This is a genomic window from Streptomyces sp. NPDC043854, from assembly GCF_056436005.1.
The window spans coordinates 1-12,457 of record NZ_JBWKDK010000073.1; the positions used below are offsets into that span (position 1 = coordinate 1).

The following is a 12,457-nucleotide window of genomic DNA, read 5'->3' on the forward strand; positions in this document are numbered from 1 at the left end:
GGGGTGGGGTGGGGGGCTGCCGTTGTTTTGTTTTGCTGTTGTGGGTGGGGGGGTCTTTTGCTTTTTTTTTTTGGGTGGCTGTGTGGGTTGTTTCCCCCCCCCCCCCCCCCCCCCCCCCCCGACCGGCTACGCCGACAGCGCCAGCAGCTGGTTCAGCGAGGTCCGCGCCCGGGCCACCCGGGAGCGGACCGTGCCGACCGGGCAGCCGATGGCCTTCGCGGCATCGGCGTACGGCAGCCCCAGCAACTGGGTGAGGACGAACGCCTCCCGGCGCTCGCCCGGGATCGCCGCCAGGAGCTCGGCGAGCGCTATGCCGTCCTCGAAGCCCGGCACCCCGCGGGGCTGGCACTGCTCCGCGGCGGCCTGCCAGTCGTCGCGGTCGGACACCTTGGGCCGGGCGGCGGCGTACCGGAGGCTGTCCGCAACCGTGCGCCGGGCGATGGAGAGCAGCCAGGTGCGGGCGGAGGAGCGGCCCTCGAACCGGTGCAGGCTGCCGAGGGCGCGCAGGAACGTCTCCTGTGTGAGGTCGTCGGCGGCTTGCCGGTCGGCGCTCAGGTACGCCACGTAGCGCCACACGTCCCGGTGCAGGGCCCGGACGAACCCGTCCACGGCGCGGGGGTCGCCGCCCCGCGCGGCGAGCGCGAGCCGCGTCACCCGTTCCTCGGTACATGCGGTACGCGCAGTGCCCGCGGTGCTGGCGGTGTGCGCCGGGTGTGTGGTGTTCGTGGGGCGCCTGGTGCGGGCGGGAGCGGTGGGCAGGCTGAGGGCAGGGGTCATCGCCACATGTCCTTCACAGGGTGTCGGGATCCGGCCGGGGCGCGATCGGCGGGCCGGTGAGTCGTACGGCCCCTGCCGGACGGCAGGGCCGAGACCCGAAGCGCGGGGAATGCCCCGCGCCCTCGGGTGAGCCGGCTGTCAGACGACAGCGATCCCGGACGGCGGACCCCGGGTGCCGAACGCATAGGCGAGCAGCAACCGGCGGAGTGCGGCGCTGTGGTGCGGCCGCCGCGAGCGGATGCGGGGCCGGTGGGGGTGGGCGGGCAGACGGGGCAGCAGCCCCAGCGGTGCGAGGAACCAGCCGGCGAGCGCCCGCAGGATGCGGAACGCGGCCTGCTCGCCGTACGCGAGCCACAGGCCGCACAGGAGGGCGGCCAGCAGGTGGGCCGCGAGCATGCCGCTCGCCGACATGCCGGCCATGGCGTGGGGTCCGGCCAGGCCGGCGATGCCGGCCAGCGCGTCCATGCCGGCCAGCGCGTCCATGCCGGCCGATCCGCCCATGCCGGCCGATCCGCCCATGGCGTCCATGCCGGCCGGGCCGTCCATACCGGTGGCCCCGGCCGTCCCGTGTCCGCAGAGCGTGCCGTGTCCGCCGGGGAGGCCCGTGCCCGCCGCCGTGGGGTGCTGCAGCGGCGGATGCAGGGGATGGCCCGCCGCGCGGCCGGCGCGCGGCGGATCCGGGACGGGCGCCTGCGCCAGCGAGAACAGCCCGTGCAGCACCGCCTGGACGGCGACCGCGGCCGCCGTCACGGCGGACAGGCGCCGCTCCCGGCCCGCCAGGGCCCATGCCGTGCCCGCCGTCGTGGCGAACGCCGCGGCCAGCGCCCACCCCGGCACACCGGCGCCCGACATGAGGGTGTGGCCGGTGGCCGCGAGCAGCACACAGGTGGCCGCGAACACCGCGGCCCGCACTGCTCGACACCATCGGCCAGAGGTCATAACGGGCTCATCCTTGCACTCCCGGATCCGGCGGGCACAGGTCGGTGGGGACAATCCGGCGGCTGCCATTCCGTTCTCACGGCTGTGTCGTACACCACAAGTCCCCTCGGGAACCTGCGAGTTGCCGCTTCCGACTTCTGTCCCACGGCCACGGGCCGCTGAAACGGTGTGCAGACGGTACGAAGGGAGAACGGCGTGGAGCAGGCCCCTGCCCCGGGCGCGGCGACGGAGGCGGCCGGCGACCCTCCGGAGCGCCGCCCGCCGACGGCTCTGCTCACCTGCGCCATGGCGTTCTCGATGCTCCAGCTGTTCCTGCTGGGCGCCCTCGGGCCGCGTCTGGTGGACGAGTCGGACGTCTCCGCGACCCTGCTGGGCCTGACGACGACGGTCGGCTTCGGCACCGCGGCCGTGCTGTCACCGGTGAGCGGACGCCTCGTCGACCGGATCGGCCCGCGGCGCGCCCTGGTCGCCCTGCTGCTGGTCACCGCCGCCGCGCTCGCCCTGATCGCGGCAGCGCCCGGCCCCGGTGTGCTGCTGGCGGCGGTCGCCCTGGGCGGGCTGCCGCAGGCCCTGGCGAACCCCGCCACGAACAAGGCCGTCCTCGCCGCCGTCGCACCCGCCCGGCGCGGTGCGGTGACCGGCATGAAGCAGTCCGGCGTCCAGCTCGGCGCCTTCGCCGCCGGACTGCCCCTCACGGCGCTGGCCGGCGGTATCGGCTGGCGCGGTGCGGTCTGGGCGGCCGCCGCGGCTGCGGTCCTCGTCGCGCTGTGGGCCGCGCGGTCCCTGCCCGCGGACGGGCCCCCGTCGGCGGGGGCCGCCGCGGCACCGCCGCCACCGCGCGGCCATGTCGCCTGGCTCGCGGTGTTCTCCCTGCTGCTGGGCGCCGGCATAGCCTCGGTCAACACCTACCTCGCGCTGTTCGGCGTACGGGAACTCGGCATGGGGCCGAACCCGGCCGGAGCGCTCGTCGCCGTCCTGGGCGTGGCCGGGATCGCGGGGCGCGTGGGCTGGTCGCGGACGGCACGGCCCGGGCGCGCCGAATGGCTGCCCGGCGGTCTCGCGGCCGGGGCCGTCGGCGCCGCGCTCCTGCTGGCGGCCGCCGTGTACGCCGCCCCGCTGGCCTGGGCGGCGGCCGTCGCCGTCGGCGTGTTCGCCGTCTCGGGCAACGCGGTGTCCATGGTGCTGGTGATGCAGCGGGCCGCCGCCGGGAGGGCGGGCCGGGACTCGGCACTCGTCGCCGCCGGCTTCTTCGCCGGATTCGCCGTCGGGCCGCCGCTGTTCGGCCTGCTCGCGGAGGCCGGCCGGTACGGCACGGGCTGGCTGCTGGTGGCGGCGGAGTTCGCGGCGGCCGCCGGCGTGGCGCTCGCCTGGGCCGTACGCGACCGGCGGCGCGCCACCGGGGCCGGCGCATGACCGGCGTCGGCCGGCGCCCGGGCCTGACGGGCGGACACCCGGGCCCGGGCCTGACGGATGGTCACCGGGACTCGGGCCCGACGGGCGGCCGCACGGGCTCCGGCCCGACGGGTGGTCACCGGGGCTCCGGCCTGACCGGCGGCCCGGAATGGGCGCGGGACGCCCTGGCGTCCGTACTGACCAGGGCGTCCGTCACCCGGGCCGAGGCCGGGGAGCGCTTCCCCCTCTTCGCCGACCCGGCCACCGGCCGCTGGACCACCACCGCGCGCGGCTCCTGGACGGGCGGCTTCTGGGCCGGGCTGCTGTGGCTGCGGGCCCGGTGGACCGGCTGCGGCGAGGACCGGAGCGCGGCCGCGGAGTGCACCCGGCGCCTGGCGCCGTGGGCGGACGCCGACACGGCCACCCGCGACCTCATCCTCTGGTACGGGACCGCGCTCGCCGCCGGGGACCGGGAGGCGGCCGCGCTGCTCCGGCGCGGAGCCCGCGCCTGCCTCGCGGCCGCGGACCCCGGCCTCGGCCTGGTGCCGTGGGGCTCCGCCCTGGGCGGGGACCGGCTGCGGGCCCGCGCCGACGGGGTCCCCGGCACGGTGCAACTGCTCGCCGCCGCGGGCCCGGAGGGGGTGCGGGCGGCCGGAGACCACCTCCACCGGCACCTGGACCTGTGCCTCGCCGGGCCCGAGGCCGGGGCCGAGGGTCCCGGGCGCGCGTACCCGGCTTGGCGGTTCACGCCCGGGGCGGGATGGCGGCCGTGCGCGGAGCCCCCGCCGGGATGGAGCCGCGGCCGCGCCTGGCTGCTGCTGGCCGTCGCCGACGCCCTGCTGCACCCCGCGTCGTCCGCCTGGCGGCCGGACCGGCTCCGCGTGGCGGCCGGGGATCTGCTCACCGCGTACGGCGTCCTCGACGGCCCGCCCGTACCGCCCGCCGACACCGCGCAGCCCGGCGGGCCGTGCGACACCTCCGCGGCGGCCGTCAACGCCGTGGCCCTGCTGAAACTGGCCCGCACCGACGCCCGGCGCGCCGAACAACTGCGGGACCGGGCCGCCGGCATCCTGCGGCACCTGGCCGACGCCCACCTGTCCGGCGCAGGCGGCGCCCGCCCCGCCGGCATGCTGCTCGACGGCTGCTACGACGCGCGGGAGGGCACGGCCGTGCGGCACGAGCTGATCTGGGGCGACTTCTTCCTGGCCCTCGGCCTGTCCGCCCTCACCGGCCTGGCCGCCGCCGCCGAGGCATGAGCGGCCCCCGGCCTCACCGGGACGCGGTGGCGCGCTGTTCGTACTCGCGCAGGACGCGCCGCGCCACCGACGTGACGTGCAACTCGTCCGGGCCGTCCAGGATCCGGGCCGCCCGCCCCGCGCGGAACAGGCCGGGCAGCGGGGTGTCCGGCCCGAGTCCGGCGGCGCCGTGGACCTGGATGGCGGCATCGGCCACCTGCTGGAGCATCCGGGCCGCCGCGACCTTGGCGAGGCCCACCTCGGTGTGCGCGTCCTGCCCGGCGTCGAGCAGGGCGACCGCCTCGTACACGAGGGGACGCGTGGTGCGCAGGGCCAGCAGGGCGTCGAAGACGTGCTGCTGGACGAGCTGGTGTCCGGCGAGGGGGCCGCGGGACCCGGTCCGGGCGACGGCCCGCCCGCACATCAGGTCGAAGGCGCGCCGTGCCTGGCCGAGCCACCGCAGGCAGCGCAGCGTCCGCCCGAGCCGGAGCCGTTCGCCGGCGATGGCGAGGGCCTGGCCGCGCTCGCCCAGCAGGTGGTGGCCGGGCACGACGACACGGTCGAGCTCGATCTCCCACTGGCCGGCCGCGCCCAGCACCGGCAGTTCGCGTACGACACGGAAACCGGGCGAGGCGGTGGGAACGAGCAGCAGCGACAGGCCCTCGCGGTCCCCGTCGCCGCCGTCGGTGCGGGCGAGCACGGTGACCAGGTCCGCGTCCGCGGCCCCGGAGGTGAACCACTTGCGGCCGGTGACGCACCAACTGCCGTCCGCCTGCTGCCGGGCCCGCGTCCCGGTCAGGAACGGGTCGGTGCCCGGCACGTCCGGTTCGGTCATCGCGTAGCAGGCACGCAGCTCCCCGGCCACGATCCGCTCCAGGTACCGCTCCCGGACGACGGGGTCCCCGTACCGCGCGAGCATCCGGACGTCCAGCAGCGGGGCGGAGCCCAGGACCGCCGGCCCGTGGTCGCTCGCGCCCTCGGCCTCGGCCGGCTCGGCGTACTGGGCCAACGTCAGGCCGCCGCCGCCGAGTTCGGCCGGCAGCGGCAGCGCCCACAGCCCGGCGTCCCGGGCGGCCCGCCGCAGCCGGGCCAGGGCCGCCCCCGCCCCGGGACCGCCCGCGTCCAGTACGGCCTCCTCCGGCAGCACCCGGCTCCGTACGAACTCCTCGACGCGCTCCCGCAACGGCCCGGCATCCGGGGCCTCCTGGCCCCGTACGGGCGCTGAACGGTCTCGACTGGGCACGGTTTTCCTCCAGTTCGCCGGGAACCCGTGGGAACGGCTGTCCGACTGACTCTTCCGTGGAACTGGTCGGGTGCGAGCCCCGGCGGGTTCCCGCGTTCCACACGACCTCGGGCGCACCACACCACCGCGCCCGGAGAGGAGAGGCATGGCGTCACCAGTCACCACGAGGACGGTCCGGCCACTCGACACCCTGCGCTTCGACATCTCGGGGCTCCCGCAGATCACGGAGGTCGTCGCCGGCCAGCTCCGGCTCCTCGGTGCCGAGCCGGAAGGCCGGACCGGCCCGACCGGTCTGACCGCCCCGGCCGGCCCGGCCGGCCCGGTTGCCCCGAGCGGTTCGCCCCGGCCGGCCGCCGCGCCCACCGGACACACCCTGCTGACCGGCGCGGGCTTCGCACCGGCCGAGGCGGCCACCGTCTGGGCGGCCCCCGGGTCGGGCATCTCCGACGAGGCCACCGTCCAGGCGGCCACCGGGATCATGGCCGTCCACGGCCGACGCGACGGCGCACCGCGCGGCCTGGCGGCCGACTACGCCGCCACCGCCACCGGCATCCTCACCGTGCAGGGCCTCCTCGCCGGGCTGCTCGCGCAGGCCCGCGGCGGCGCCCCCGCCCGGGCCGAAACCCGCGCCGACCACGCCGGGCTGCTCGCCGTCTCCCAGTACCTCGCGGCCGCCGGGGCGGACGAGGCCGAGGCCGTCGCCGCCGCGCCCGGAGGACCGCCCTTCGCCTCCGCCGAGGGGACCCTGTTCGAACTGGAGACCCTCGACGCGGGGGTATGGGCCGCGTTCTGGCGCGCCCTGGACGCCCCCGCCGACGCCCTGCGGGCCGGCTGGCGCCCCTTCCAGTTCCGCTATGCCACGGCCTGCGCGCCCCTTCCGGAGGCCCTGCACCGCACCACCCGGTCCCACCGCCTGGAGCGGATCCGGCAGGCCGCGGCCGACGCCGGGGCCGACGTGTGCGTCCTGCGGACGCTGGCCGAGCGGGCCGCGGAACACGACGGCGCGGCCCCCTGGAGCCTGGACCCGCTGGCCGCCCCACCCGCGGCCCCCGGAACCCCCGCGCGCCGCAGACCGGCCCCGTCCCCCGGCCGGCCGCTGGCCGGACTCACCGTCGTGGAGGCCGGCCGCCGCATCCAGGCCCCGCTCGCCGCGCACCTGCTCGGCCTGCTCGGCGCCGAGGTGATCCGCGTCGAACCCCCGGGCGGCGACCCGCTGCGCGGCATGCCCCCCGCCTGCTCGGGGACCTCCGCCCGCTGGCTCGCCCTCAACCGCGGCAAGCAGGCCGTCGAGATCGACATCAAGGCGCCGGGCGACCGGTGCAGACTGTACGAGCTGGTGGCCGGCGCCGACGTCTTCCTGCACAACTGGGCCCCTGGCAAGGCCGGCGAACTCGGCCTGGACGCCGAGCACCTGACGGCCGTACAGCCCGCCCTGGTCTACGCGTACACCAGCGGCTGGGCCGGCCGGATCGGGGACGCCCCCATGGGCACCGACTTCATGGTCCAGGCCCGCACCGGGGTCGGCGAGGCGGTCCGCCCCGACGGCGAACCGCCCGCCCCCTCCCTCATGACGCTGCTCGACGTCCTGGGCGGCCTGACCGGCGCCGAGGCCGTCCTCGCCGGACTGCTGCTGCGCGAACGCACCGGCCGCGCCGTACGCGTCGACTCCTCCCTCCTGGGCGCGGCCGACCTCCTCACCGCCCCGGCGCTGCGCCGGGCCGCCGCCGGCGCGGAGCCCCGGCGGCCGGCCGGGTTCCGCCGTCCGCTGCCGACGGCCGACGGCTGGATCGCCCCGGGCGACGACTGCGCAGCCGTGGTCGCGGCCGCCGCCGACGCCGTCCGCGAACTCCCCACGGACGAGGCGCTGCACCGGCTGCGTACCCGCGGCCTGACCGCCACCGAGGTCACCACCGACCTCGCCGCACTGCACCACGATCCGCGTTTCGCCGGCTCGATCGGTCGTGACGCGCACGGTGCCCCCGCCGTTCCCGACCCGTGGAGCTTCGCATGACCGCCGCCGCCCGGCCCGCACTGCACGACCTGCTGCCCGCCGCGCTGCGCCGCTCGTGGGCGGCCGACGGGACCTGCCCCGACGTCGACCTCTACAGCCTCTACCGGGCCCGCTTGATCGCGGACCCGCACCGCACCGCCGTCCTCGACGCCAAGGGCGCCCTCTGCTACACCGCCCTGGACCGCAAGGCGCGGGCGCTGGCGGCCGGCCTCCGGGACCTCGGCGTCCGGCCGGGGGACGTGGTCGGCGTCCAACTCCCCGACCAGCGGGGCGCCGTCACCGCCGACCTCGCGATCGCCGCGCTGGGCGCGGTCGCGCTGCCCTTCCCGGCCGGCCGCGGCGCCCTGGAGGCCGCGGGCCTGCTGCGCCGGGCGGGTGCCGTCGCCGTCATCGCGGCCGTCGAGTACCGGGGCTGCCGCCACGCCGCCGACCTCCAGGCCCTGTCATCCCAGCTGCCCGCGCTGGCCCACGTCATCGCCGCCGGGCCGGGCAACGCCCCCGAAGGAACGATTCCGCTCGCCAGGCTGACCCGGTCCGACCCGGCCGGATTCACCCCCGCCCGGCCCGACCCCGACAGCGCCGCCCGGATCCTCGTCTCCTCCGGCTCCGAAGCCGAGCCCAAGATGGTCGCCTACTCGCACAACGCGCTGGCCGGCGGCCGCGGCAACTTCCTCGCCTCGCTCATCCCCGACGGCAGGCCGCCGCGCTGCCTGTTCCTGGTGCCCCTGTCCACCGCCTTCGGCTCCAACGGCACCGCCGTCACCCTCGCCCGGCACGGCGGCACCCTCGTCCTCCTCGACCACTTCACCGCCGACGCCGCCCTCGCCGCGATCCGGGACCACCGGCCCACGCATGTCCTCGGCGTGCCCACCATGGTGCGCATGATGCTCGACCGGCTCGGCGAGACCGGCGAGAAGCCGCCCGCGCCCACCGCCCTGGTCCTCGGCGGGGCACCGCTGGACGAGACGACCGCGGCAGCCGCCGCAGAGGCCTTCGGCTGCCCGGTGGTCAACCTCTACGGATCGGCCGACGGCGTCAACTGCCACACGGGACTGCACCACCGGACCCCGCCGACCGACTCCCACGGCGTCGTCGCCGGCCGCCCCGACCCCCGGGTCGCCGAGATCCGCATCACCGACCCGGACACCTGCGACCCCCTTCCGGCGGGCCGGGTCGGGGAGATCACCGCACGCGGGCCCATGACCCCCCTCTGCTACGTCGGCGCCCCCGAACTCGACGCCCGCTACCGCACCCCGGACGGCTGGGTCCGCACCGGCGACCTCGGCTTCCTCGACGACGGGGGAGTCCTGCACGTGGTCGGCCGCCTCAAGGACGTCGTCATCCGCGGCGGCGCCAACATCAGCCCGGCCGAGGTCGAGCGGGAACTCACCTCGCACCCCGAGGTCCGCGACGTGGTGTGCGTCGGCGTCCCGGACGCCCTGATGGGCGAGCGCCTGGCGGCCTGCGTGGTCCCGCGCGCCGACCGCGCCCCCACCCTGGAGGCCCTCGGCACCCACCTCACCGGCCGCGGCGTCGACCGGCGCAAACACCCCGAGCGCCTCCTCCTCGTACCCGAGCTGCCGCTGACCCCGGCCGGCAAGCCCGACCGCGCCGCGCTCCGCGCGCGTCTGACCGCGACCCCGGCGCCCGTACCCGGACCGCACCGGGCGCACCACGACGACGGGAGAACACGATGAACCGACGGGACCTGCTCCGCTCCTCCACCGCCCTCGGCACCACCGCGGCGGTCACGGGCCTCGCCGGAACGGCCACCGCCACCGCGGCCACCACCGCCACCGCCGCTTCCGGGCGGCCCGCCGCAGCGGACGGGAAACCCCTGCGCGTGCACCTCGTCATGTTCGACGGAGTGGAGGAACTCGACTTCGCCGCACCGTACGAGGTCTTCTCAGCCGCCCGGTTCTTCACGAACCGCGTGATCGACGTCCGCTACACCACCGTCTCCGCCCCGGGCGCGGTGCGCGCCGCCTACGGGACGACCGTCCAGGTCCCCCATCGCTGGGCCCCGCACGAGGCCGACGTACTCGTCGTACCGGGCGGGGGATACGCACGGCGCGAGGACCCCGGCGTGTGGGCCGAGATCCGCCGGGGCACGCTCCCGCGGGCCCTCGCCGCGGCGGCGCGGCCCGGGCTGACCGTCGCCGCGGTGTGCACCGGCGTCATGCTGCTGTCCGCCGCCGGGCTGACCCGCGGGCGGCCCTGCACCACCCACCACCGGGCGCGGCCCGACCTGGCGGAGCAGGGCGGCGTGCTGAAGACCGCGCGGGTCGTGGACGACGGCGACCTGGTCACCGCCGGCGGCATCACCTCGGGCCTGGAGCTCGCCCTCTGGCTCGTACGCCGCGAACTCGGCGCCGAAACGGCGACCTCGGTGGAGGCCATGCTCGAGTACGAGGCCCGCGGCACGGTGTGGACGCCGGCCGCGCCGCCCCGGCAGTAGCGCGCGGGGCGGGAGGGCGCGAGGCGTCCTCCCGCCCCTGGGGCGTCCGGAACCGGTCAGGAGCCGCCCATGGCCTTCTTCAGCTCGGCGGCCGCGTTGCGGTAGACCGGCAGCAGGTCGAGGTCCGCCCCGGGATAGTTGACGATCTTCACCTGCCGGGCGCCCGTGTCGGGCAGCACCGTGCCCGTCGACATGTGGGCGTTGTCGACGACCAGCGCGGGCTTCTTGCCGGACAGTTCGGCCAGCTGCGCGGGAGTCACGGGCTCCGGACCGAAGCCGCCGACCGTCGTCGCACCGGCGAGCTTCGCCGCCCAGGTGGTGAAGACCTGGGAGACCGCGGTCGGGCTGGTGCCGCCCGGCCAGGCGGCCTTCAACTCGCCGGACAGCCGGGCGTACTCGCCGTCGAAGCCGGACTTCCACTGCGCGGCGGCGGACTCGGTGCCGAACAGCGCGCCGAGCCGGGCCACTTCGGCGCCGACCTTGTCGGCGTCGTTGTCGAGGTTCACCTCCACCAGCTTCGCCCGCGAGCCGGCCGCCTCCTTGATCTTGGCCGCGTACGGCTCGAAGGGGGCGTACAGCACGAAGTCGGCCTGGGCCACGGCGGCGAGGTCGGACGGCTTCGGGTCGTAGTCCGGGGCGTGGTGCACCGACTGCGGCACGATGACCTTCACGTTCTCGGCGCCTGCGGCCTTGGCGAAGGCCCCCTCCCAGGTGGTCGTCACGACCACCACCGGCTTCGCCTTCCGCTCCCCGGACGCGGCTCCGGCCGGGGCCGCGGCGGACGGCCCGGCCGCCGCGCCGTCGGAATCCGCGCAGCCGGCGGTGAGGAGCAGGGCCGCGCTCAGTGCGGCGAGAGAGGCGGTACGGACGCGGGTGCGCGCCATGTGGTGTTTCTCCGTTCGGGTACGAGGTGGACGGCGAGGACGACCGCCCCCGCCGTCAGGACGAGGACCGGACCGGGAGGCCAGTCCAGCCAGAGGGCGAGGAGGAATCCCGCCAGGTTGACGGCGACTCCGATGCCGACCGCCCACAGGGTGATCGACTTCAGCGAGGTGCCGAGGCGCCGCGCGGCGAGCGCGGGGAGCAGGGTGAGCGCGTCGACCAGCAGCGCGCCGGTCAGCTTGAGCGCGCCGGCGACGGAGACCGCGACCAGCACCAGCAGGGCCGTGGTCAGCAGCCGTACCGGCACCCCGCAGCACTGGGCCAGCTCCCGGTCGTACAGCAGCAGGGCCACGTCCCGGCGGCGCCACAGGAACAGGGCGGGGACGGCGGCAGCGAGCACCCCGAGGACCACGAGGTCGGCGGTGCCCACGGACAGGATCGAGCCCCACAGCAGCGCGAACGCCCCGGAGGCGTTCACCCCGGACACGGCGAGCAGCAGCAGGGCGGCGGCGATGGCGAGGCTCATCAGCAGCCCCATCGCCCCGGACAGCCCGGCCGGCGTGCGGGCCAGCGGTGCCACCCCGGCACCCGAGAGGGCGCAGGCGACCAGGGCGCACAGCATCGGGTCGAGCCCGGTGAGCAGGCCGGCGGCGATGCCCAGCAGGGCCACGTGCATCATCGCGAACCGGACCGGCATGATGTCGAGCCCGACGATGACGACCCCGACCACCGGCAGCCCGATCGCCGCGAGCAGCAGCGCCAGGCCGGCGCGCTGTACGGGCACCAGCTGGAGCAGGGCGCCGACATCGGCGGTGGCGAGGCTCACCGGACCTCCCGCAGCCGCCCGGCGGCCATCTCCAGGACCCGGTCGCAGCGCTCGGCCAGCGCCCGGTCGTGGGTCACCACGACCACCGTGACGGGCAGCGCGGCGAGTACGTCGGCGGCCTCCGCCTGGCCGGCGAAGTCGAGGGCGGCGGTGGGCTCGTCAGCGAGCAGCACCCCGGCCCCCGCGGCGACGCAGCCGACGGCCCGGGCGAGGTGGATGCGCTGGAGCTGGCCCCCGGAGAGGGTGTGCAGCGGCCGGTCCGCCACAGCGGCCACGCCCAGGCGCTGTGCCGCCTCGGCGGCCTCGGGCGGGGAGGTGCCGGCCGCGAGCAGTTCGCGGCCGAGCAGGGGGAAGCGGCCGGCCGCCGGCTTCTGCGGGATCCAGGCGCAGGCCCGGCGCCGCCAGGCCCACTCGGCGGGGGTCCGGGCATCGCGGCCGCCGACCAGGACGGTGCCGGCGGCGGGCCGGTGCAGCCCGAGGACGGCGCGCAGCAGCGTGGTCTTCCCGGAACCGTTCGTCCCGGTCAGCGCCACCCGCTCGCCGGCCGCGATCTCGAGCTCGGCGCCGACGACGGCGTCGACCCTGCCGTGCCGGCAGCTGACCCCGCGTATCCGTACGTCCAGTCCACCCATTGCCTGCCTCCCTGCCGCGGTACGTGCAGGAGCGGGACCGGAGCGGACGGCTCCTGCCTGCC

Annotated in this window: 11 protein-coding genes; 5 read left to right on the top strand and 6 right to left on the bottom strand. The window is 77.1% G+C overall.

Going from position 1 to position 12,457, the window contains the following annotated elements:
- Positions 1-126: 126 nt before the first annotated feature.
- Complete coding sequence (locus AC068A_RS34275) at positions 127-777, bottom strand: sigma-70 family RNA polymerase sigma factor (RefSeq protein WP_478590194.1); 651 nt, start codon at positions 775-777, stop codon at positions 127-129.
- A 138-nt stretch (positions 778-915) separates the two neighbouring features.
- Positions 916-1,716, bottom strand: a complete 801-nt coding sequence (locus tag AC068A_RS34280) for a hypothetical protein (RefSeq protein WP_478590195.1) — start codon at positions 1,714-1,716, stop codon at positions 916-918.
- Between the two features lie 195 nt (positions 1,717-1,911).
- On the opposite strand from AC068A_RS34280, the gene AC068A_RS34285 reads away from it, so the two are divergent.
- Together AC068A_RS34285 and AC068A_RS34290 are read left to right on the top strand one after the other, a co-directional pair.
- Positions 1,912-3,129, top strand: coding sequence for an MFS transporter (locus tag AC068A_RS34285; RefSeq protein WP_478590196.1), 1,218 nt, complete (start codon positions 1,912-1,914; stop codon positions 3,127-3,129).
- Positions 3,126-4,364, top strand: coding sequence for a sugar ABC transporter permease (locus AC068A_RS34290; RefSeq protein ID WP_478590197.1), 1,239 nt, complete (start codon positions 3,126-3,128; stop codon positions 4,362-4,364). Before AC068A_RS34285 ends, AC068A_RS34290 begins: the two co-directional genes overlap by 4 nt.
- A gap of 13 nt (positions 4,365-4,377) precedes the next feature.
- Here the strand turns inward: AC068A_RS34290 and AC068A_RS34295 are convergent, their stop codons facing one another.
- Entirely contained in the window at positions 4,378-5,586 is a 1,209-nt protein-coding gene (locus AC068A_RS34295; RefSeq protein ID WP_478590198.1) for an acyl-CoA dehydrogenase family protein, read from the bottom strand.
- 145 nt (positions 5,587-5,731) lie between these two features.
- Here AC068A_RS34295 and AC068A_RS34300 point away from each other — a divergent pair, with 145 nt between their 5' ends.
- Genes AC068A_RS34300 through AC068A_RS34310 form a run of 3 tightly spaced genes read left to right on the top strand, consistent with a single transcriptional unit; the run spans position 5,732 to position 10,055 of the window.
- Positions 5,732-7,597, top strand: coding sequence for a CoA transferase (locus AC068A_RS34300; RefSeq protein WP_478590199.1), 1,866 nt, complete (start codon positions 5,732-5,734; stop codon positions 7,595-7,597).
- On the top strand, positions 7,594-9,294 hold the full coding sequence (locus tag AC068A_RS34305; protein ID WP_478590200.1) for a class I adenylate-forming enzyme family protein: 1,701 nt from the start codon (positions 7,594-7,596) through the stop codon (positions 9,292-9,294). Before AC068A_RS34300 ends, AC068A_RS34305 begins: the two co-directional genes overlap by 4 nt.
- Positions 9,291-10,055 carry a DJ-1/PfpI family protein gene (locus AC068A_RS34310; RefSeq protein ID WP_478590201.1) on the top strand — a complete coding sequence of 255 codons (765 nt, stop codon included), beginning with the start codon at positions 9,291-9,293 and terminating at the stop codon, positions 10,053-10,055. The genes AC068A_RS34305 and AC068A_RS34310 overlap by 4 nt, the downstream gene beginning before the upstream one ends.
- A gap of 56 nt (positions 10,056-10,111) precedes the next feature.
- Here the strand turns inward: AC068A_RS34310 and AC068A_RS34315 are convergent, their stop codons facing one another.
- The 3 genes from AC068A_RS34315 to AC068A_RS34325 are packed head-to-tail and all read right to left on the bottom strand — an operon-like array spanning position 10,112 to position 12,395.
- The gene (locus tag AC068A_RS34315; protein WP_478590202.1) at positions 10,112-10,939 is read right to left on the bottom strand and encodes a metal ABC transporter solute-binding protein, Zn/Mn family; all 828 of its coding nucleotides are present in this window, start codon (positions 10,937-10,939) and stop codon (positions 10,112-10,114) included.
- Positions 10,897-11,763, bottom strand: a complete 867-nt coding sequence (locus AC068A_RS34320) for a metal ABC transporter permease (protein ID WP_478590203.1) — start codon at positions 11,761-11,763, stop codon at positions 10,897-10,899. Before AC068A_RS34320 ends, AC068A_RS34315 begins: the two co-directional genes overlap by 43 nt.
- Entirely contained in the window at positions 11,760-12,395 is a 636-nt protein-coding gene (locus AC068A_RS34325; protein ID WP_478590204.1) for a metal ABC transporter ATP-binding protein, read from the bottom strand. The genes AC068A_RS34320 and AC068A_RS34325 overlap by 4 nt, the downstream gene beginning before the upstream one ends.
- Positions 12,396-12,457: the final 62 nt, after the last annotated feature.

Bases quoted from the DNA above. Each gene is read 5' to 3' on its own strand.
- AC068A_RS34275 (WP_478590194.1), bottom strand. From the start codon at position 777: ATGACCCCTGCCCTCAGCCTGCCCACCGCTCCCGCCCGCACCAGGCGC.
- AC068A_RS34280 (WP_478590195.1), bottom strand. From the start codon at position 1,716: ATGACCTCTGGCCGATGGTGTCGAGCAGTGCGGGCCGCGGTGTTCGCG.
- AC068A_RS34290 (WP_478590197.1), top strand. From the start codon at position 3,126: ATGACCGGCGTCGGCCGGCGCCCGGGCCTGACGGGCGGACACCCGGGC.
- AC068A_RS34300 (WP_478590199.1), top strand. From the start codon at position 5,732: ATGGCGTCACCAGTCACCACGAGGACGGTCCGGCCACTCGACACCCTG.
- AC068A_RS34305 (WP_478590200.1), top strand. From the start codon at position 7,594: ATGACCGCCGCCGCCCGGCCCGCACTGCACGACCTGCTGCCCGCCGCG.
- AC068A_RS34310 (WP_478590201.1), top strand. From the start codon at position 9,291: ATGAACCGACGGGACCTGCTCCGCTCCTCCACCGCCCTCGGCACCACC.
- AC068A_RS34315 (WP_478590202.1), bottom strand. From the start codon at position 10,939: ATGGCGCGCACCCGCGTCCGTACCGCCTCTCTCGCCGCACTGAGCGCG.
- AC068A_RS34325 (WP_478590204.1), bottom strand. From the start codon at position 12,395: ATGGGTGGACTGGACGTACGGATACGCGGGGTCAGCTGCCGGCACGGC.